The following is a 17,884-nucleotide window of genomic DNA, read 5'->3' as shown; positions in this document are numbered from 1 at the left end:
AAACAGAAAGATATAACTAAAAAATGTTTTTTTATAAAAACAGCAATCATACAATTATTTTTGGTACTCAAAATGAATAACGAACTTTTTTAATTTTTGTTTGATGTGAGAAAGAAAAAAATTATATATTTTTAAATCAAAAGTAATAATTGTTTGTAATTTATAGTTTAAAATAATTAGAAACTTATAAGTTTGTAGAAACTTTTATTTTATGGAAAAATCAGTTTTATTTTTAGAAAATGCAGATATTTATCAAAAAGATAATTTGGTATTGTCTAAAGTAAATTTAATAATTAATAAAGGAGAATTTTATTATTTAATTGGTAAAACTGGAAGTGGTAAAAGTAGTTTGATGAAAACTTTATATGGAGATTTACGCTTACAAAGAGGCTTAGGAAGCATTGTTGGTTTCGATTTAAAGAAATTAAAAGAAAAAGAAATTCCGTTTTTAAGAAGAAAAATTGGTATTGTTTTTCAAGATTTTAAGTTGTTAAGTGATCGAAATGTTTTTTCTAACTTAGAATTTGTTTTGAAAGCAACTGGTTGGAAAGACAAAGAAAAAATCAAAGAAAAAATTCATGAAGTTTTAGATAAAGTTGGGATGAAGACTCAATACTATAAAAAAACTTTCGAACTTTCTGGAGGAGAACAACAAAGAGTTGCTATTGCAAGAGCTCTGTTAAATGATCCTGAATTAATTTTAGCAGATGAGCCTACAGGTAATTTAGACCCAAAAACATCTTTAGAGGTGATGGAGTTGTTAAGTGAAATTCATAAAAGTGGTAAAACTATTTTAATGGCTACTCATGATTACCAGCTAATTGTTAAGTACAAACAAAAAACAATTAAATGTGAAGGAGGAGAGTTATTTGAAGTAGCACAAAAAGCTACTGTCCAAAAATAATTTCAACTAAATTTTCTGCAGATTTTTCTGGTGAAAACTGTTTGAGTTTTTTCTGTCTGTTTTTAATTTCAATGTCAGTAAATTCTTTTTGAAAAAGCATTTGGGTTTTTTTAAGAATTTCTTCTTTAGAATTTGCAACCTCACAAGTAGTTTCTAGTCCAGTATCTTCAATTAAAAGTGAGTTTACAATTATAAATTTACCTTTATAAAGCGTGTTTAATAGCTTTAATTTAATACCTGTTTTTTGAAAAGTAAATAAGGTGTTGATGTGTGCTTTTTCAAATAATCTATTTAAATCTTCTTGAGTTGGAATTTGCTTTATAGAAATATTTTGGTATTTATTAACTTCTGATATAATTTGATTTTCTTTAATAGAAGTAGCAATAACAAAACTGTAGGAAGTGTTTTTATAAGTGTCTATTAAAAACAAACAAGCTTTTATATTATCTGCAACTCTTAAATCTCCATGATATAATATAAAACTCCCTTTTTTACTGTCGTTTTTTATGAAGGTTTCTTCATGAAAGGCTGGGAGATAATGTACATTTTCTCCATAATTTTTAGAAAAATAATTTTGTTCAAAAGGAGATATTGTAAATATACCTTTAGCTTTTGTAAGATGTTTTTCAAAACGCTTTAATTTCCATCCTTCTAGATAAAAAAAAGCTTTTTTTAAGATGTTTTTTTCGCTTTTTGCCAACCCATAAAAGTAAGAGTGCTCAATATTATGAGTTCTTACATAAGAGTTTTTTAAGTTAAATTTATAAAGCGGATAAATTGTATGTAAACCTTCAAATAAAATAGGGAAATTTAAAGTTTTAAGATTTGAGTTTAATTCTTTGTTAATTCTACTTTTTATTCTAAAAGGAAAGAGAGAGAACATAGAAAAAACAGTGTTGTTTCGCTTATAATAGATAACTTTTTCACAGTACTTTTCAAGCTTTATTTGTTTGTTTTTTTGATTAAAAATATACGTGTGTAAATAAATTTTAACACCCAATTTATGGAGTTCTTTTATCTTGTAAAACACATCTATAATTCCGCCATAATTTGGTGGATAAGGAATATCAAAAGAAACAATATGCAATCTTTTACTCATTAATTACAAAGTTAAAGCTAAAAGCAATAACTTTATACTTTATTCGAAATGAATTATGAAAAGAGAAGAATTAGCAGAAATTATTTATCAGAATATATCTAATCAAAAAGAAAATTTAGAAACACAATTTTCTAAACATAGTGATACAATTGGTTTTTTTTATTTAGATAATTTATTGCCAAAAGAAATAGCACTAAAAATATTTAAAAGTTTTCCAAAACTGAATGATACAGTTAAGAGAAATAGTATTCGAGAGTTAAAATATACTGCCTATCAAATGGACAGATATGATTCCATTTTAGAAGAAATAACGTATGCTTTTCAGGATAAAAAAATTATAGACCTCGTTTCAGAAATATGCAATATAGATAAAGTTTTTGCTGATGAAAATTTGTATGCTGGTGGTTTGTCTTTAATGGCAAAAGATAATTTTTTGAACCCGCATTTAGATAATTCTCACGATAAAGACAGAAACAGATGGCGTGTTTTAAACCTTTTATATTATTTAACTCCAGATTGGGAACTAGATTATGGAGGTAATTTAGAAGTTTGGCCAAAAGGGATAAAAGAAAAACCAATAACTATAGAAAGTAAGTTTAATAGATTGGTAGTTATGGCAACACATCAAAATTCTTGGCACTCAGTAAGCAAAGTTCAAGTAGATAAAATAAGGTGCTGTGTTTCTAATTATTATTTTTCTGAAAAACCAATTTTACCATCAGATACATTTCATATTACCACTTTTAGAGGTAGACCAAAAGAAAAGATTAAAGACTTTTTTTTACAATTAGATAATGGAATGAGATCTACTTTACGAAAAATTTTTAAAAAAGGAGTGAGAGAAAACCCACATCAATATAAAAAGTAGCTATTTTAAATTTTTTAAAATAGCCACAAGTTTTTTTTCTTCATTTTCCCAAATTAATTCCTCTTTTGCTTTTTTAAGTTCTGTAGAAAAATCTTTAGAAACCATATTTTTAATTTGGAGAGCAAGCTCTTTTGGATTTCTGTTTTTTACAATTTCTCCTACACCAAAATCTAAAACAATTTGTTTCATTTCTGGTAAGTTAGACACTAATATAGGAACTTCTGCCTGTATATAATCAAATATTTTATTTGGTAAAGCGTATCTGTAATTCAAACCCAAGTCTTCTTCAATACTTATACCTATATCTGCTAAAGGTGTTATTTTTTTTAATTCGTTAGGAGGTTTTTGTCCTAAAAAATAAATTTGATTAGTTAATTTTTTTTCTAAAACAATTTGTTTTAAATTTTTAATGATATCTCCAGTTCCAACAATTACAAGAATATAATTGGGTAGCAAACTCATGGTTTCTACCATTAATTCTAAACCCCTACCAATATTTACACTTCCTTGATATAGAATTATTTTTTTTCCTTTTGTATTAAAGTTAAAAGTTTCTTTTTGTTTGCCTTCTTTTTTTATAGGTAAATTGCGAATAACTTTAAAGTTTGTAGCATATTTATTATTATAAAATTTAGCAATACTATTACAAACTGTATAAGAGTTTTTTATTTTGGGTACTAAAAATCCTTCTAACCTGGTCCAAAAGTTTTTTACAAATTTTCTGTGAATCAATTCAGGTATTTCAGGAAAAAGCTCATGACTATCGTAAATAATTTTTTTTCTTTTTAGCTTACTAACGATATAATTGGGTAGTAATGTGTCTAAATCGTTTGCTAACAAAACATCTGATTTATAATATAATAGTATAAAAAATAATCGAAAATTATATTCAGCATAAAAAAAGAAACCACTGTTAAAAATTAGTTGTATTCTTTTGGTTTTATAAGTTCTGTTTAAAGGGAGGCTATTTTTTAATTTTCTACCAATAAGTAAGATTTCGTAATTATTTTTAGATAATGTTCTACAAATTTTTTCAACTCTTTGGTCTGTAGAAAGATCGTTAGAAACAGAAACTATTATTTTGGTCAAAATTAATTTTATAAAAGTTTTAACAAAAATAAGTTATTAGAATTTTAAAGCAATAGAAGTAAAGTGTAAAAAATAAATAAATGATTTACAATTACTTATTTGACAATATTTAACATGTAATATTGGGTTTTTATAGTTTCTTTTTTATAAAAATTATTTAGAATTTAAAATATTACACATAAAGTTATGAATTTTATAAAAAAATAATATATATTTGAAAAGTACATAATTGCATGAAAAAGTTAAAATATAAAAAATAGTTTAACTTAAATCCCCTAAAAAAATGTGTAAATGTCCCACATGCAAATCTAGTTACAGAAAAAGATTATCAAGAAACTTTGTTATTAAACTAATGCCAAAAGCTAAAGTTTACAAATGTTATCATTGCAAAACAAAATACTTGAATTTACCTTTTTTATTCTCTGTTATAGTTCTTAAAAAAGGAGGAAAAATTAAAGGAAGGCAATTAATAAAAACAGAAGATTTAATTGTAAATTAAAACACAAAAACCTCCAAATTTGGAGGTTTTTATTTTTGTGGAGACGCCGAGAATCGAACTCGGGTCCAAACAAGCAGCCAAAAAGCTTTCTACATATTTAGTTCTTTCTTAATTTTCGATTTAAAGCTGATTAAGAACAATCCACTTTAAACTTAACTTCTTTAGTTTCGGAAACTTAACGAAGTACTAAATTTCCTATGTTTACTTTTACGATGCCCAAAAATGAAACGCCGTAAACCAAGGCTTTTCGTGGACATAAAGCTTGCTCACCTAGTGAGCCGAGGCTAATCTTACTATAATTCAGATTATGCAGCTAAAGCGTAGTTATCTTCGCCGTTTATAAAGTTGAAATTAGGTTTAACGAGTGTTATTTCATAACTCGATATGCTTACAAATTCACTGTCCTTGCTGTCAAAACCAGTCGTCCCCAAAATTTCAATGAATATAATTACTAGTAATAAAACAATAATTATATAACTATATACTCTTTGAGTTGGTTGGCAAAAATACAAAAATAGATAAGTTTTCAATTTATAATTTCTATAAATTAAAAGTTAAAATGTATTTGGTTTAAAAACAATTGTATTTGAGCAAACAATACGCTGCTGGATACATTAAATTTGAAAATAAAATACAACTATTATGATAAAAAAAGGAACAGAAGTAAAATGGAATTGGGGTAGTGGTTCAGCAAAAGGTAAAGTTGTAGAAACATACACCAAAAAAATTACGAAAACCATTAAAGGAAATAAAGTAACTAGAGATGGTGAACAAGGAAACAAAGCATTGTATATTGAGCAAGAAGATGGAGATAAAGTATTAAAATTAGAAAGTGAAGTAGAAAGAGTTTAAATTTTAATTTAAGAAACTTAATAAATGCTTTTTTCAGTTATCTTTATAGCTTTAAAAAGCATTTATAATATAAATTAATATGAAATTCGGCATCATAAGAGAACGTAAAAATCCTCCAGATAGAAGAGTGGTTTTTTCACCAGATAAAGTACAAGAATTTAAAAAAAAATACCCATCAGCAGAAATAAAAATTGAGTCTTCAAATATTAGAGTTTTTTCTGATAAAGCTTATAAAAGTAGAGGCATAGAAATAACTAATAACTTATCTGATTGTGATGTTTTATTGGGCGTAAAAGAAGTACCAAAAGATGCTTTAATACCAAATAAAAAATACTTTTTTTTTAGTCACACAATTAAAAAACAACCTTACAATAGAGATTTATTAAATACAATTTTAGATAAAAATATAGAATTGTACGATCATGAAACCATTATCAAAGAAAATGGTGCACGTTTAATTGGTTTTGGAAGATATGCTGGTATTGTTGGTGCTTACAATGGTTTTAGGGCAATTGGATTAAAAAGTGGAAATTTTAACTTACCAAAAGCAGAAACTCTAGATTCCCAAAAAGAATTGACAAATGAACTAAACAAAGTTAATTTACCAAATTTAAAAATTCTTTTAACAGGAAATGGAAAAGTAGCCTATGGAGCTAAAGAAATGTTAGATGCAATGAGCATCAAAAAAGTTTCTGTAGAAGATTATTTATCAAAAGATTTTAATGAAGTTGTTTATTGTTTGGCAGATGTTTTAGATTACAATAAACGTAAAGACGGTCAAGTAATAAATAATCGAGATTTTTATAATCATCCAGAAGAATACAAGTCTGATTTTATGCGATTTGCAAAAGTAACTGACTTTTTTATTGCAGGTCATTTTTTTGGTGATGGTTCTCCGTATTTATTTACAAGAGAAGATGCCAAACATCCCGAATTTAAAATAAAATTTGTTGCAGATATTTCTTGTGATATAGATGGCCCTGTGGCTTCTACAATTCGCCCATCAACCATTGCAGAACCTATTTATGGGTATCATCCAGAAACAGAATCTGAAGTTGATTATAAAAATGAAAATGCAATAGTAGTGATGGCTGTAGATAATTTGCCTTGCGAGTTGCCAAAAGACGCTAGTGAAGGTTTTGGAGAAATGTTTTTACAAAATGTGATTCCTGCTTTTTTTAATGATGATAAAGACGGAGTTTTAGCAAGAGCAAAAATGACAGAAAATGGAAAACTTACAGAACGCTTTTCATATTTACAAGATTATGTAGAAGGAAAAGAATAATATTGTTAGTTGTCAGTATTACCTTAAAGGTAGTCGAAAGGTTTTTATTTAAAATGGAAAAAAATCAACAATTTTTAATAGATTTAGCTAAAATGAAGATGCCTTTTGGTAAATACAAAGGCAATTTTTTAATTGATTTACCAGAACATTATGTAGTTTGGTATCATAACAAAGGTTTTCCAAAAGGTAAATTAGGGCTACAATTACAACTTGTTTACGAACTAAAATTGAACGGTTTAGAAGATATCGTTAGAAAAATTAAAAAAGATTATTCCTAAATAAAATTAATTATATTTACTTCAGTCAATAACTAATTCGTTACTATGATTCTTAAATATGTTTACTTTGGCTTTGCCATTTTGGGTATTTTTCTCTTTTTCTTTTTGTTAAAAAAGTTTTTTAAATGGTTACAATCTAAACTAGATACTTTAGATAGAAACGTACTTTTTAAGAAAAAAGAAATTCTACACTTTTTTAAATTTATTACTCCTAGAAGAGAAAAACATATTTTAAAATTTATAGTTAGAAGTTTAAGAATAGGAATTAGTATTTTCTTTTTAGTCGTCTATTTGCCTTTTGTATTTAGCTTTATACCAGAAACTAAAGAAATAGCAGATACTGTTTTTGAGTATGTGATGAAACCAGTTCATTTTGTTGTTGGTGGTTTTTTAAGTTTTATACCAGGCTTATTTTTTATTGTAGTAATTATTTTTATCACTAAATATTTATTAAAATTTTTAAAATATTTAACTGGCGAGTTAGAAAGAGAAGCAGTTAGGTTAGATGGTTTTCATGCAGATTGGGCAAAACCAACTTTTAACTTGGTAAGAGTTGTAATTATTGCTTTTGCTGCCATTATTTGCTTTCCATATATTCCAGGGTCAGATTCAGATGCGTTTAAAGGCGTATCTATCTTTTTTGGAGTTTTATTTTCTTTAGGATCTACATCAGCAATTTCAAACATTGTTGCTGGTATTGTTATTACTTACATGCGTCCTTTTAAATTAGGAGATAGAGTAGAAATAGGGGAAACTATTGGAGATGTTACAGAAAGAAGTTTGCTAGTAACCAGAGTAAGAACAATTAAAAATATAGATGTTACCATACCAAATTCTTCTATTTTAGGAAATCATATTATTAATTTTAGTAAAAATGCTGCTGAGGAAATTGGGGTAATTTTACATACTTCTGTAACTATTGGGTATGATGTGCCAAGTGGAGATGTTATAAAAGCCTTAGTAAAAGGTGCAAAAAATACAGAAATGATTTTAAGCAAACCAGAACCTTTTGTGTTGGTTAAAAGCTTAGATGATTTTTATATTAATTATGAAATAAATTGTCATACAAAAAATCCAGAAAAAGCGGCTTTAATTTATTCTTATTTGCACGAAAGTATTAAGAATGAATTGCATAATGCAGGCATAGAAATTTTATCTCCTCATTACAATGCAGTTAGAGATGGTAATGTTTTAACTGTACCACCAGAAAATGTTCCTAAAGATTATATAAAGCCAGGTTTTAAGATTGGTGACTAATTTTAAAATTCTGAAATACATAAAACAAGAGATAAATAAATGATCCAAAAGCAATGGTTATAAACCAAGTTTTTGGGTCATTTATACTTAATATACTTCTTTTTAAAACTGTAATTGGTGATGTGAAAATATCCCAAGAATTTAGTCTTAAAAATCTGCCAAGGTATATGCCAAAGCCACACAGAAAAGTAACTAAGAGTAAAAAGTATTTTGCGAATTTTAAGCTCCATTTTTTTATGATGATTTTATGTATTTCAGATAAAGACGTAATTGCTAGTAATAACCCTGTAGATGAAAAAGCAAACAGAATAAATATGTCTAACCAAACCAAATTTGTTTTTGCGTGTTGCAAATGAATAAAATCGGTTATTATGTAAGGTGCATTTGGTAAAAAAATTAACCAAATAAAAATGAGTAAAATTAATGTCGCTTTCGATGTTTTTAAGAGGTTCATTTTTTTCATTCTTTCAGAAATTATAAAAGGAACAATTGCTAAAAACAAGTTCCAAACCAAAAAACTATAAGTTAGCGTATTTGTAATTTTTATCCTTACCATTAATAATAGCAAGCAAAACAAAACTAATAGAAGTACGTTCTTTTGCAAAAGATTCATTTTTTTTATCATTTTCGTATTGTTTTTTCAAAAATTAATATGAGAATTATACCTATTGTATAAGCTACTAAATCTCCCAAACTAAATGAGGTTCCTAAAATAATTCTCATATACTTTTCTATCTTTTCTGGATATGTATTTTGCAAGTTTGTAAGTTGTAAAACCTCGATTGTATAAGAAATTATCAATACTATTATTAGTGTTTTATTTACAGATATTTGAAAGAAACTTTTAATTAAACAGTAAAGAAATATAGAGGCTAAAACATCACCTATAGTATGACGTAAAAAACCTGATGTATATTTTGCAATTGCTATTTCTATTAAAAATATCAGTATAAAACTGATAAAATAATTTCTATTGAATTTTATCATAATTAAATTTTTAAAAAGCAAAACCTCGTTTTAAAGTTTAGAGGTTTTGCTTTAATCAACTAACTAAACAACTTCTCTTTTTCAATTTTATTTTCTGTTTTTGGTGTTTTGCAAAGCCATAACCAACTTTGTATGAGTGTAAAAAAAACTGTTACAAAAAAGGTATATGAAATTTCATTAAAATTTGAATATATCACACAATAAAAAAAGATACAGAATAAAATTATTGAATAATATGGAAAATATTTTTTGAACATTTTATGACTATCTAAATCTTTTTTCTCAAGCAAAAACAAGGGTACAATTGTAATTAATATGGCAATTGAGCAAATAATAAATATTGGTATGTATGAGAAAACTACAATTACCAAAAGAAAATCATCTCCCCAAAAAGTTCTTTTAGACAAAATTAGCGTCCAAAAAATTACAGTTGCTAACAGAGCTGCTTTTAATAAAATGGGCATTATTTTATTGGTACTATTCACTTTTTAATTTTAAGGTTATCATACGTCATTTCTTGCCATGAATTATTGTGTAAATCAGAAATATATGCTTTGTGTTTTTTGTTGATTTTAGTGGTATAAAAAGCATCCAATTTATTTTTTTCTAGGTAGTCTTTTAACATAAAAGCATTATTGTTAGACAAATCTATTAAGTAATTCAAATCCATTTGATCTGCATAATTTATGTTATAATAAGTAATTGTTTTATCCCAATTTATTACAGATGCAAAGATTAAAAGAGCAAATGCAATTTGAGTGTTTTTACGAAACAGGTACCAAAGATTTTTAATTTTTGATACTTTTATATATGTAGATACGAGGCCTACAGAAGTTATCATCAGAAAAAATAATACTCCAATTCTTTTGTAAGTCAACCCAAAAGAAACAATGTATTCTATATTTATGATAACAGTTATTACAACAATACTCAAATTTAAAAGCAACCATGCATAAGTTAGTTTTTTTAGACTTATATTTTTTTTATAGAAGTTAAGATTGCCTCTAAAAAAATAGAGAATAATTGCAATTGCCAATAAATTTGAAAAAATTAATGCATTTACACCATTATGAACCTGTTTGGAAAGTTGTGATGCAGCCATATTATGAATTTCTGATAGGTGAATTAGATAAGTAATCAAGAAAAAGACGATTAATATATTTAATAAAAACATCAATACAACTCCTATTTGTTTTTCCTCTTTTAGTTTTTTTAGAGAGCTGCTATTTAAATCGTTTTTTTCTAATTCATTACGCTGTTTCACATCATTTTTAGTGATGGGTTCAATTTGAATTGGATTACTAATATTATAAAATAAATAGTATCCTAAAGCTGTAAATAAAAGCCATTGAAAATTGATAAAACTAAAATCTATTTTAGAGATTAATTCATTAAAAGTAGGATTACCAACTCTATATAAGTTGATAAAAATTAAAAGTAAAACAGCTGGTATTCCTATAAGTTTTAACCAATATGTATAATCTATTTTTTCTTTTTTTACTTTTTCTATTTCTGTATTTAAAGTTTCGAATCTTAGAGAAAAATACGCTACAATTGTTGTGTAGATTCCATTTATCCATTTTATATATACAGAAGATTTATGTTCTGATATACTACCAACAAAGGTAAAGTAGGCAATTATATTTGCAATTATACTTAAATCTGATTTGTACATAAACACAAAAATCCCAGAAATTAGATAAGGAATAACTGTGTAAACTGTACTTCTTTTCTTAAAATTTATTGGGTGATTAATAGCTAATACTAAAGAAGTAAGTAGTGTAAAAAGCAATAGGTTTAAACCAATATTTTGCCTGTAAAAAAGTGTGCTAAATAAAATTGCAGCGATTAATGTGATTAAATTTTTCATTTTAATTATTGTTAAAAGAACTTTGAAATTCAAAGTAATTGTTTAAAAAAATATTTATTTGTTTTTAATTAATTTTTCAAGAGCATCTATATGCTTTTTAAATTCAACTTTACCTAATTGAGTTGCTATATATTTAGTGTTTGGTTTTCTACCAATAAATTGTTTTTCTACTTTAATAAAATCTACTTTTTCTAATGCTTTAGTATGGCTTGCTAAATTGCCATCTGTTGCTCCTAATAATTCTTTTAACGTATTAAAATCTGCATAGTCATTTACCATTAAAATAGACATAATTCCTAGTCTTATTCTATGGTCAAAAGCCTTATTTATATTTAAAATAATATTTTTCAAATGAAATAGATTATATAAAATGTACTATTTCTTATCATATTTAAAGTACATAATTGTACCATATAAAATGTGCATAAATCCAAAACCAATTACCCAAAACCAAAATCCATAACCTGGATAAAAAGCACATAGCAGTCCTAAAATTATTTGTGTTATTCCTAAGTATTTTACATCACCCAAAGTATATTTAGAAGCATTTAATAATGCCAAACCATAAAATAATAACATTAATGCTGCAGTTTGTCCATATCTCTGTTGTTGTAAAATGATAAGGATATAAATACCTCCAGCCAATAAAGGAATAATAAAATTTATTAATAATCTTCTTGTTAGAGGATCCCAAATTTTTTCATCATTTTTCTTTGCTTTTCTTGTTGTTAAAAAAATAGCAGTTCCAATACTAAAAACGCCAACTAAAATTAAATCAAGAATTATGAGTTGAAAAATATTTCCGTCTAAAATTAATTGACTTTTTTCCTCTACGTTAAACAACCAATAAGCAAAACCTGCACCAATTAGTGCAAAAACTCCTGCTAAAATACCAGATAAGCCACTTAATGAAATAAATTTTGAGGATTTACTCATTAGTGTTTTAATCTCTGATATGTCTTTTAAATAATCTTCTGAACTCATTTTTAAAGAACTTTGAATTACAAAGTAAATGATAATATTTGAATTAAACAATTAAAAAACTTAAAAAGTAAATTATTTTTTTTCTACAACCCCATAAGTAATGTGTGCAACTCCTAAAATAAAAAGAGAAGAGTACCAGTAGCTAGGAATTAGTATACAAATAATGGCAAAAAGAAAACAAATAGCAGAAATTACAACAATGTTTTTTCGTTCTTTCTTTTTTAATAGAAATAATAAAAGTCCATAAAAAAGTAAAAAAGAAGGGGTAATATACATTACATAACCTAAATTAAAAGCTAGAATTAGTAACCCAAAAATAGCAAAAAAAGCTCCAAAAATGAACCAAAAAGTAGTGGCTCCTTTTTTATTCCAAAGTTTATATTGATGTTTTTTGGCATTTCTTTTCCCTTTAAATAAAAGAGCAAAAAAAGAAAAAATTAAGGTTGTAAAAACAATTGTTATGATGGTAATTACTAGGTTTTCTTCTGAAATACCTAGCCTATTTTTTTTATAAAAATCTTCAAGAAGTAATTTTATTGCATAAGCACTTATTAATATATAAACACCAATTTGTATGCTTGTAAAACCAGATAATGAGAAATTTAATCGAGAATTATTGTCTGTATTCATAAATTTTATAACTTTCGCTAATATACAAATTAATGAAACCAGCAGAAGAATACATTTTAAATCAACCAGAACCTTTTAAATCTATATTATTACACTTACAAATCTTAATAGAAACGAGTTTTCCAGAAGTAGATTTACAATTTAAATGGAAAATACCTTTTTATTATTTAGATGATAAACCTTTTTGTTATTTGAATCCATCAAAAAAGAAAGGCTATGTAGACGTTGCATTTTGGGTTTCTGCGCATCTAACAAAATATAATGAATACCTTATTTCTGAAAATAGAAAAGTGGTAAAATCGTTAAGATATTATTCTATTGATGATGTTAACGAAGAGGTTTTATTAACGGTTTTAGAGGAGGCACATCAACTAAAAGAGAAAGGTTTTTATAAGAGGGGTTAATTATTCAACAATAACTTTATACTGAATGGCTAATTGGTTATCAAAATAAATATTTAAAAAAGAATTTTTTTTAGGACTTTTTAATACCAGCTCCATAGATTCTTTGCTATTCTTAATTATTGGTCTTTTAGAGATTTTATTTAAATTGTAAGAATATAAAATTTCTACATCAGGTTGAATTCCTTTTAATTTTAATTGAATTTTCTTTCCTTTTCTAATCATTATTTCTCCTTCTTTTTGAGAGAGTAATTCTACATTGTGAATAAAAAAAGGTATATTAAATATTGGGCTTTCGCAAAATCTATTTAAAGGTTTTTGCCCCAAAATATCTAACCATTTTTTATCACTTGGATAGTGGGTTTTATTAAGTTGGTCTTTTTCTATATTAAAATAAAATTTTTCAAATTTAGGTATCCATTGTCCCTCAAAAATAAAACCAGCACCAAAAGTTGCATCTAAAAATAGCCATTCATTATTAATATTAATAGCATTCCAAGCATGATTTTTTTGTTTCGCTAAGTAAGCTATTTGACTTGGTGTTGTTTTTACATAGCCTTTTATTAAAGCGTTTTCAATATTTAACAAATCACATATTCTTTTAAATAGTAAAGCATAACTTTCGCAAACACCACTTCTTGTGTTAAAAGTATTTTCTATTATTTTTTCTACTCTCTTTTTTTTTAATAAATTTTTTCTTCTCTCTAAATCATCTTTATTAAAATAAATGATGTGTTCAGGAGCCTTTATTTCAAACTTTCTTTTTTGAGAATAGTCAATATTTATTGCTAACCAAGTAAATGCGGCTCTTGCTTTTTCAATTTTTGATTTGAAATCATAATCAATCTTGTTTGCTAATTGTTCAATCGAATTTATATGATGATAAGACTTTATAATTTTATCAACTTTTGATAAATCTTGAGACGATAAATTAAAAGCAAAAAAGAAAAGTAAAAAAGGTATTTTTCTCATTTTTTTTTTCTTAAAAATACAAAAGTTATTTAGTTTTAAACTGTAACACAGCTTCTTTATTGATGTACAAATTTAAATAAGAATTTTTTCTAGCATTTTTAATGATAAGAGTTGTTATATCTCCTCCAACTAAGAAAGTTGGTCTTTGAGCATATTTTTGTCCTTGAAAAGTGTAGTAAATTAAAGAATTTGGGTCTAATTTTTTAAACTTCAGTTTTATTTCTTTGGCTGTATTTACTTTTAGAATTCCTTTTTTAGGTGATAGAAATTCAGTTTTAGAATTGAGTAAACCATTTCCATAAATAGGTTGATTGTAAAATTCCTGCAAACTCATTCGTCCAAAACGAAGCATCCAAATTGTTTTTTCTGGATAATGAGTTTTTAAAACTTTGTCCTTAGGAATATCATAAAAATAATTGTTAAACTTTTTTATCCACTTTCCATTATATTCATAACCAGCAGCCCAAGTTGCATCTAAAATTAGCCATTTTTCATTAATTTTTACAGCATTCCAAGCATGGTTGGTTGTGTTTTCTGGTTTTCCAATTTCTTGCGGAGTATTTCTTACATTTCCTTTAATTACAGTTGCTTCAATACCTAATAAATCGCACACTTTTTTAAATGCTTGTGCATATTCTTCGCAAACCCCAAATTTGGTTACAAAAGCTGCTGCCACAATTTTATCTTTTAGAGCTTGCAGTTTTTGTAGTTTTTCTGCTTCTGTTGTATATCTAAAGTTATAACTTCTTTGAGTAGGATTGTAATATTCTCTTAAATTATAACGAATATTATTTGCTAACCAATAAAATACAGCTCTTGCTTTTTCTTCATCCGAAGAAAAATCGGTTTTAATTTTTAATGCTAAATCTTCTGCTTTAGAAAATTGTGGATAACTAGCAACAAGACTATCAACTTTAGTAAAGTCTTGAGAATTTATAGAAATTGTAATCAATAAAAATAAAAGTAGCAGTTGTTTCATCATCTAAAAAAGGTAAACAACTTTAGAAAACAAAAATTGTGCCTAGAAATTATTTATTGTTTTTCTAATGGCAACCAAATTGGTTAATAAACGCTCTAAGTTGTCTAAGTGGAGCATGTTTGCACCATCAGATTTTGCGTTTTTAGGATCAAAATGCGTTTCTATAAACAAACCATCTACATTATTTACTACTCCAGCTCTTGCAATGGTTTCAATCATTTCTGGTCTACCTCCAGTAACACCAGCTGTTTGATTGGGTTGTTGCAAAGAATGGGTTACATCTAAAATTGTAGGAGCAAATTCGCGCATTTCTGGAATGCCTCTAAAATCTACAATCATATCTTGGTACCCAAACATGGTACCTCTATCTGTAATCCAGGCTTTGTTAGACCCAGCATCTTTTACTTTTTGTACTGCGTGTTTCATAGCAGCAGGACTCATAAATTGTCCTTTTTTTAAGTTGACAACCTTGCCTGTTTTTGCTGCTGCAACTACCAAATCTGTTTGACGTACTAAAAAAGCAGGAATTTGTAAAACATCTACATATTCAGCCGCTTTTGCAGCATCTGCAACTTCGTGTATATCTGTAACTGTAGGTACATTAAAGGTTTCTGAAACTTTACGTAAAATTTTTAAGGCTTTTTCATCTCCAATTCCTGTAAAACTATCAATTCTACTTCTATTAGCTTTTTTAAAACTTCCTTTAAAAATATAAGGAATTTCTAATTGATCAGTAATCGAAATTACTTTTTCAGCAATTCGCAATGCCATTTCTTCACCTTCTATGGCACAAGGACCAGCCAATAAAAAAAAATTATTCGAATTGGTGTGTTTTATATTGGGAATGATTGATAAATCCATCAGAAAAAAATTTTAACAAAAGTACAAAATATTTATTGCTAAGATTGGCTATATTTAGCGAATTAAAATCTACAAAATGAAAAAAATCTACCTTATTTATTTGACAATTTTTGCACTTGTGTTTTCTTGTAAAGAGAAATCGAAAGTTTTAAAATCTGAAAAAAAAATAGCTACAATAGACTCTCTTACTGTTAAAAAACATTTGTACACTTTGGCTTCTGATGAAATGGAAGGAAGAATGACAGGAACTCCTGGTATTGAAAAAGCGGCAAAATATATAGAAAACGAATTTAAAAGAATAGGTTTAAAAACCTATGATACTTTGCAAAACTATAGGCAAACGTTTACGTTTAAAAATAGAAGAACTAAAGAAGATATTACAACAAGTAATATTATTGGCGTTTTAGAAGGGAAAAGCAAAAAAGACGAGTATGTAATTGTTTCTGCACATTATGATCACTTAGGGATTCGTAAAAAAGAAGGGCAACTAGATAGTATTTATAATGGTGCAAATGATGATGCTTCTGGGGTTACTGGTGTTTTAACTTTAGCAGAATACTTTAAAAATAAAGGAGATAATGAGAGGACTATTGTTTTTGTAGCATTTACTGCAGAAGAAATGGGCTTGGTAGGTTCTAGACATTTTGGTAAAGGAATTGATGCCTCTAAATTTGTGGCAGGAATTAATTTAGAAATGATTGGTAAAACTGCTAGTTTTGGACCAAAAACTGCTTGGTTAACTGGTTATGAACGTTCTGATTTTGGTAAAATTGTTCAGAAAAATTTAGAAGGAACTGGTTATACACTTTATCCAGATCCTTATAAAAAATTTAATTTATTTTTTAGATCAGACAATGCATCTTTAGCACGTTTAGGGGTACCTTCTCATACGTTTTCTGCAACTCCTATAGATGTAGATAAAGATTACCATAAAGCTTCTGATGAAGCAGAAACACTTAATATGACTGTAATTACAGAAACCATAAAAGCAGTTGCAAAAGGAACTGAAAGTATTATTAACGGTAAAGACACACCAACAAGAGTAGTTTTAGAAGAAAGTAAAAAATAGCTTTTATGAAATTTTTAAAATTTTTCTTTTTGTTATTGTTGATAAGCTGTGTATCTTCTAAAGTAATTGTAGATTATGATGAGAAAACCGTTTTTTCTAACTTCAATACATTTGATTTTTACGAGGATAATGGAGAGAATTTAAATGAGTTTGATGTAAAAAGAATTTCAAATGCCATTGTAAATAGATTAGAAAAAGATGGGTTAAGTCAAAATTCTACTCCAGATTTTTTTATCTTTTTTGAAGCGACAATATCAGAAAAACCAAATAATAATACAATTGGCATTGGAGTAGGAACAGGAGGTAGAAATGGAGGAATTGGAATTTCTGGAGGAATACCTATTGGTGGTAAAAAACTAAACGAAGAAATTGTAATTAAATTTATAGAAGCAAAATCGAACCAATTATTTTGGGAAGGTTCTTTAACATCAACAATTAAAGAGAAAAGAACACCTCAAGAACGTGAGTTATATTTGAAAGAAGTAATTCAAAAAATATTAGGTGTGTACCCTCCAAAAAGTAAGAAATAATGGCGTATTCCGTGTATTTAGCAGATAGGGTTTCTCAATTCTTAAAAGAGAAAAAAGTGCCTTTTACAACAAAAAAAATGTTTGGTGGTTTGTGTTTTATGGTAGATAATAAAATGTATGTAGGTATAAATGTTGATGAAATTATGGCAAGAATCAACCCTAATATTTATCAAGAATCATTATTGAAAAAAGGATGTAGAGAAATGAATTTTACTGGAAAACCAATGAAAGGCTATGTCTTTTTATCTGATGAAGCTATAGATTTAGATAAGAATTTAGAATATTGGTTACAATTGGCATTAGATTTTAACCCTTTAGCAAAGTAGAGTAAAAAAATAAAAATTGAAAACTAAGCAAAATAAGCCCTCCAGTTTTCAATTTTGTTTTTTTTATAAAGGCTTAATGGCAAAAAATGGTTGGTAAAAACCTCTGAATCCCTTTGTAATACTGATTAAATTAAAAGTTTATTG

Annotated in this window: 22 protein-coding genes and 1 other RNA gene; 11 read left to right on the top strand and 12 right to left on the bottom strand. The window is 26.7% G+C overall.

Going from position 1 to position 17,884, the window contains the following annotated elements; all coding sequences use genetic code 11:
- The first annotated feature begins 211 nt into the window (after window positions 1–211).
- Window positions 212–904: a cell division ATP-binding protein FtsE gene (locus ACY2RW_RS12895; RefSeq protein WP_490123141.1), complete on the top strand. Its 693-nt coding sequence runs from the start codon at window positions 212–214 to the stop codon at window positions 902–904.
- Here ACY2RW_RS12895 and ACY2RW_RS12890 read toward each other — a convergent pair.
- Complete coding sequence (locus ACY2RW_RS12890) at window positions 888–2,003, bottom strand: glycosyltransferase family protein (RefSeq protein WP_490123140.1); 1,116 nt, start codon at window positions 2,001–2,003, stop codon at window positions 888–890. The two genes, ACY2RW_RS12895 and ACY2RW_RS12890, sit on opposite strands and share 17 nt — an antisense overlap.
- A gap of 55 nt (window positions 2,004–2,058) precedes the next feature.
- Between ACY2RW_RS12890 and ACY2RW_RS12885 the strand changes: the two genes are divergently transcribed.
- Window positions 2,059–2,871, top strand: coding sequence for a 2OG-Fe(II) oxygenase (locus ACY2RW_RS12885; protein ID WP_490123139.1), 813 nt, complete (start codon window positions 2,059–2,061; stop codon window positions 2,869–2,871).
- Here ACY2RW_RS12885 and ACY2RW_RS12880 read toward each other — a convergent pair whose 3' ends face one another.
- Together ACY2RW_RS12880 and ssrA are read right to left on the bottom strand one after the other, a co-directional pair.
- Complete coding sequence (locus ACY2RW_RS12880; RefSeq protein ID WP_490123138.1) at window positions 2,872–3,960, bottom strand: glycosyltransferase; 1,089 nt, start codon at window positions 3,958–3,960, stop codon at window positions 2,872–2,874.
- A 534-nt stretch (window positions 3,961–4,494) separates the two neighbouring features.
- Window positions 4,495–4,888, bottom strand: a transfer-messenger RNA (tmRNA) gene (ssrA, locus tag ACY2RW_RS12875).
- A gap of 213 nt (window positions 4,889–5,101) precedes the next feature.
- Between ssrA and ACY2RW_RS12870 the strand changes: the two genes are divergently transcribed.
- The 4 genes from ACY2RW_RS12870 to ACY2RW_RS12855 all read left to right on the top strand — a co-directional run bounded on the left by ACY2RW_RS12870 (window position 5,102) and on the right by ACY2RW_RS12855 (window position 8,131).
- On the top strand, window positions 5,102–5,311 hold the full coding sequence (locus tag ACY2RW_RS12870; RefSeq protein WP_490123137.1) for a hypervirulence associated TUDOR domain-containing protein: 210 nt from the start codon (window positions 5,102–5,104) through the stop codon (window positions 5,309–5,311).
- 79 nt (window positions 5,312–5,390) lie between these two features.
- A complete protein-coding gene (locus ACY2RW_RS12865; protein WP_490123136.1) occupies window positions 5,391–6,596 on the top strand; it encodes an NAD(P)-dependent oxidoreductase in 1,206 nt (401 codons plus the stop codon).
- A 53-nt stretch (window positions 6,597–6,649) separates the two neighbouring features.
- Entirely contained in the window at window positions 6,650–6,874 is a 225-nt protein-coding gene (locus tag ACY2RW_RS12860; protein ID WP_490123135.1) for a DUF3820 family protein, read from the top strand.
- 45 nt (window positions 6,875–6,919) lie between these two features.
- A complete protein-coding gene (locus tag ACY2RW_RS12855; RefSeq protein ID WP_490123134.1) occupies window positions 6,920–8,131 on the top strand; it encodes a mechanosensitive ion channel family protein in 1,212 nt (403 codons plus the stop codon).
- On the opposite strand, the gene ACY2RW_RS12850 is transcribed toward ACY2RW_RS12855, so the two are convergent.
- Window positions 8,115–8,687, bottom strand: a complete 573-nt coding sequence (locus tag ACY2RW_RS12850; RefSeq protein WP_490123133.1) for a DUF1361 domain-containing protein — start codon at window positions 8,685–8,687, stop codon at window positions 8,115–8,117. The two genes, ACY2RW_RS12855 and ACY2RW_RS12850, sit on opposite strands and share 17 nt — an antisense overlap.
- 65 nt (window positions 8,688–8,752) lie before the next feature.
- Window positions 8,753–9,118, bottom strand: coding sequence for a ribosomal maturation YjgA family protein (locus ACY2RW_RS12845; RefSeq protein ID WP_490123132.1), 366 nt, complete (start codon window positions 9,116–9,118; stop codon window positions 8,753–8,755).
- Between the two features lie 315 nt (window positions 9,119–9,433).
- Here ACY2RW_RS12845 and ACY2RW_RS12840 point away from each other — a divergent pair, with 315 nt between their 5' ends.
- Complete coding sequence (locus ACY2RW_RS12840; protein WP_490123131.1) at window positions 9,434–9,610, top strand: hypothetical protein; 177 nt, start codon at window positions 9,434–9,436, stop codon at window positions 9,608–9,610.
- Here the strand turns inward: ACY2RW_RS12840 and ACY2RW_RS12835 are convergent.
- The 4 genes from ACY2RW_RS12835 to ACY2RW_RS12820 all read right to left on the bottom strand — a co-directional run bounded on the left by ACY2RW_RS12835 (window position 9,600) and on the right by ACY2RW_RS12820 (window position 12,602).
- Window positions 9,600–10,988 carry a DUF4153 domain-containing protein gene (locus ACY2RW_RS12835; protein WP_490123130.1) on the bottom strand — a complete coding sequence of 463 codons (1,389 nt, stop codon included), beginning with the start codon at window positions 10,986–10,988 and terminating at the stop codon, window positions 9,600–9,602. The two genes, ACY2RW_RS12840 and ACY2RW_RS12835, sit on opposite strands and share 11 nt — an antisense overlap.
- 54 nt (window positions 10,989–11,042) lie before the next feature.
- Entirely contained in the window at window positions 11,043–11,339 is a 297-nt protein-coding gene (locus ACY2RW_RS12830) for a winged helix-turn-helix domain-containing protein (RefSeq protein ID WP_490123129.1), read from the bottom strand.
- A 24-nt stretch (window positions 11,340–11,363) separates the two neighbouring features.
- A complete protein-coding gene (locus tag ACY2RW_RS12825) occupies window positions 11,364–11,972 on the bottom strand; it encodes a hypothetical protein (RefSeq protein WP_490123128.1) in 609 nt (202 codons plus the stop codon).
- A 72-nt stretch (window positions 11,973–12,044) separates the two neighbouring features.
- The gene (locus ACY2RW_RS12820; RefSeq protein ID WP_490123127.1) at window positions 12,045–12,602 is read right to left on the bottom strand and encodes a hypothetical protein; all 558 of its coding nucleotides are present in this window, start codon (window positions 12,600–12,602) and stop codon (window positions 12,045–12,047) included.
- Between the two features lie 32 nt (window positions 12,603–12,634).
- On the opposite strand from ACY2RW_RS12820, the gene ACY2RW_RS12815 reads away from it, so the two are divergent.
- Window positions 12,635–13,006, top strand: coding sequence for a DUF1801 domain-containing protein (locus ACY2RW_RS12815; RefSeq protein WP_490123126.1), 372 nt, complete (start codon window positions 12,635–12,637; stop codon window positions 13,004–13,006).
- Here ACY2RW_RS12815 and ACY2RW_RS12810 read toward each other — a convergent pair whose 3' ends face one another.
- From ACY2RW_RS12810 to kdsA, 3 genes are read right to left on the bottom strand one after another with little or no spacing between them, the layout of a single operon-like run.
- Complete coding sequence (locus ACY2RW_RS12810; protein WP_490123125.1) at window positions 13,007–13,975, bottom strand: transglutaminase domain-containing protein; 969 nt, start codon at window positions 13,973–13,975, stop codon at window positions 13,007–13,009.
- A gap of 25 nt (window positions 13,976–14,000) precedes the next feature.
- Window positions 14,001–14,957, bottom strand: a complete 957-nt coding sequence (locus ACY2RW_RS12805) for a transglutaminase domain-containing protein (RefSeq protein ID WP_490123124.1) — start codon at window positions 14,955–14,957, stop codon at window positions 14,001–14,003.
- Window positions 14,958–14,996: 39 nt separating this feature from the next.
- Window positions 14,997–15,815 carry a 3-deoxy-8-phosphooctulonate synthase gene (gene kdsA, locus ACY2RW_RS12800; RefSeq protein ID WP_490123123.1) on the bottom strand — a complete coding sequence of 273 codons (819 nt, stop codon included), beginning with the start codon at window positions 15,813–15,815 and terminating at the stop codon, window positions 14,997–14,999.
- A 76-nt stretch (window positions 15,816–15,891) separates the two neighbouring features.
- Here kdsA and ACY2RW_RS12795 point away from each other — a divergent pair, with 76 nt between their 5' ends.
- The 3 genes from ACY2RW_RS12795 to ACY2RW_RS12785 are packed head-to-tail and all read left to right on the top strand — an operon-like array spanning window position 15,892 to window position 17,740.
- Window positions 15,892–16,884: a M20/M25/M40 family metallo-hydrolase gene (locus ACY2RW_RS12795; protein ID WP_490123122.1), complete on the top strand. Its 993-nt coding sequence runs from the start codon at window positions 15,892–15,894 to the stop codon at window positions 16,882–16,884.
- Window positions 16,885–16,889: 5 nt separating this feature from the next.
- The gene (locus ACY2RW_RS12790; protein ID WP_490123121.1) at window positions 16,890–17,414 is read left to right on the top strand and encodes a DUF4136 domain-containing protein; all 525 of its coding nucleotides are present in this window, start codon (window positions 16,890–16,892) and stop codon (window positions 17,412–17,414) included.
- Complete coding sequence (locus ACY2RW_RS12785; RefSeq protein WP_490123120.1) at window positions 17,414–17,740, top strand: TfoX/Sxy family protein; 327 nt, start codon at window positions 17,414–17,416, stop codon at window positions 17,738–17,740. The genes ACY2RW_RS12790 and ACY2RW_RS12785 overlap by 1 nt, the downstream gene beginning before the upstream one ends.
- The last annotated feature ends 144 nt before the right edge of the window (window positions 17,741–17,884 follow it).

Source organism: Polaribacter sp. 2305UL8-11 (genome assembly GCF_058147165.1).
Note: the sequence above shows the minus strand (reverse complement) of the source record. Positions and strands in the feature narration are given on the sequence as shown.

Excerpts from the sequence above, each read along its gene's own strand:
- ACY2RW_RS12790 (WP_490123121.1), top strand. The coding sequence starts at position 16,890 with ATGAAATTTTTAAAATTTTTCTTTTTGTTATTGTTGATAAGCTGTGTA.
- ACY2RW_RS12810 (WP_490123125.1), bottom strand. The coding sequence starts at position 13,975 with ATGAGAAAAATACCTTTTTTACTTTTCTTTTTTGCTTTTAATTTATCG.
- ACY2RW_RS12895 (WP_490123141.1), top strand. The coding sequence starts at position 212 with ATGGAAAAATCAGTTTTATTTTTAGAAAATGCAGATATTTATCAAAAA.
- ACY2RW_RS12825 (WP_490123128.1), bottom strand. The coding sequence starts at position 11,972 with ATGAGTTCAGAAGATTATTTAAAAGACATATCAGAGATTAAAACACTA.
- ACY2RW_RS12820 (WP_490123127.1), bottom strand. The coding sequence starts at position 12,602 with ATGAATACAGACAATAATTCTCGATTAAATTTCTCATTATCTGGTTTT.
- ACY2RW_RS12860 (WP_490123135.1), top strand. The coding sequence starts at position 6,650 with ATGGAAAAAAATCAACAATTTTTAATAGATTTAGCTAAAATGAAGATG.
- kdsA (WP_490123123.1), bottom strand. The coding sequence starts at position 15,815 with ATGGATTTATCAATCATTCCCAATATAAAACACACCAATTCGAATAAT.
- ACY2RW_RS12850 (WP_490123133.1), bottom strand. The coding sequence starts at position 8,687 with ATGGTAAGGATAAAAATTACAAATACGCTAACTTATAGTTTTTTGGTT.
- ACY2RW_RS12865 (WP_490123136.1), top strand. The coding sequence starts at position 5,391 with ATGAAATTCGGCATCATAAGAGAACGTAAAAATCCTCCAGATAGAAGA.
- ACY2RW_RS12795 (WP_490123122.1), top strand. The coding sequence starts at position 15,892 with ATGAAAAAAATCTACCTTATTTATTTGACAATTTTTGCACTTGTGTTT.
- ACY2RW_RS12805 (WP_490123124.1), bottom strand. The coding sequence starts at position 14,957 with ATGATGAAACAACTGCTACTTTTATTTTTATTGATTACAATTTCTATA.
- ACY2RW_RS12785 (WP_490123120.1), top strand. The coding sequence starts at position 17,414 with ATGGCGTATTCCGTGTATTTAGCAGATAGGGTTTCTCAATTCTTAAAA.
- ACY2RW_RS12885 (WP_490123139.1), top strand. The coding sequence starts at position 2,059 with ATGAAAAGAGAAGAATTAGCAGAAATTATTTATCAGAATATATCTAAT.
- ACY2RW_RS12840 (WP_490123131.1), top strand. The coding sequence starts at position 9,434 with ATGGCAATTGAGCAAATAATAAATATTGGTATGTATGAGAAAACTACA.
- ACY2RW_RS12835 (WP_490123130.1), bottom strand. The coding sequence starts at position 10,988 with ATGAAAAATTTAATCACATTAATCGCTGCAATTTTATTTAGCACACTT.
- ACY2RW_RS12845 (WP_490123132.1), bottom strand. The coding sequence starts at position 9,118 with ATGATAAAATTCAATAGAAATTATTTTATCAGTTTTATACTGATATTT.
- ACY2RW_RS12815 (WP_490123126.1), top strand. The coding sequence starts at position 12,635 with ATGAAACCAGCAGAAGAATACATTTTAAATCAACCAGAACCTTTTAAA.
- ACY2RW_RS12890 (WP_490123140.1), bottom strand. The coding sequence starts at position 2,003 with ATGAGTAAAAGATTGCATATTGTTTCTTTTGATATTCCTTATCCACCA.
- ACY2RW_RS12870 (WP_490123137.1), top strand. The coding sequence starts at position 5,102 with ATGATAAAAAAAGGAACAGAAGTAAAATGGAATTGGGGTAGTGGTTCA.
- ACY2RW_RS12855 (WP_490123134.1), top strand. The coding sequence starts at position 6,920 with ATGATTCTTAAATATGTTTACTTTGGCTTTGCCATTTTGGGTATTTTT.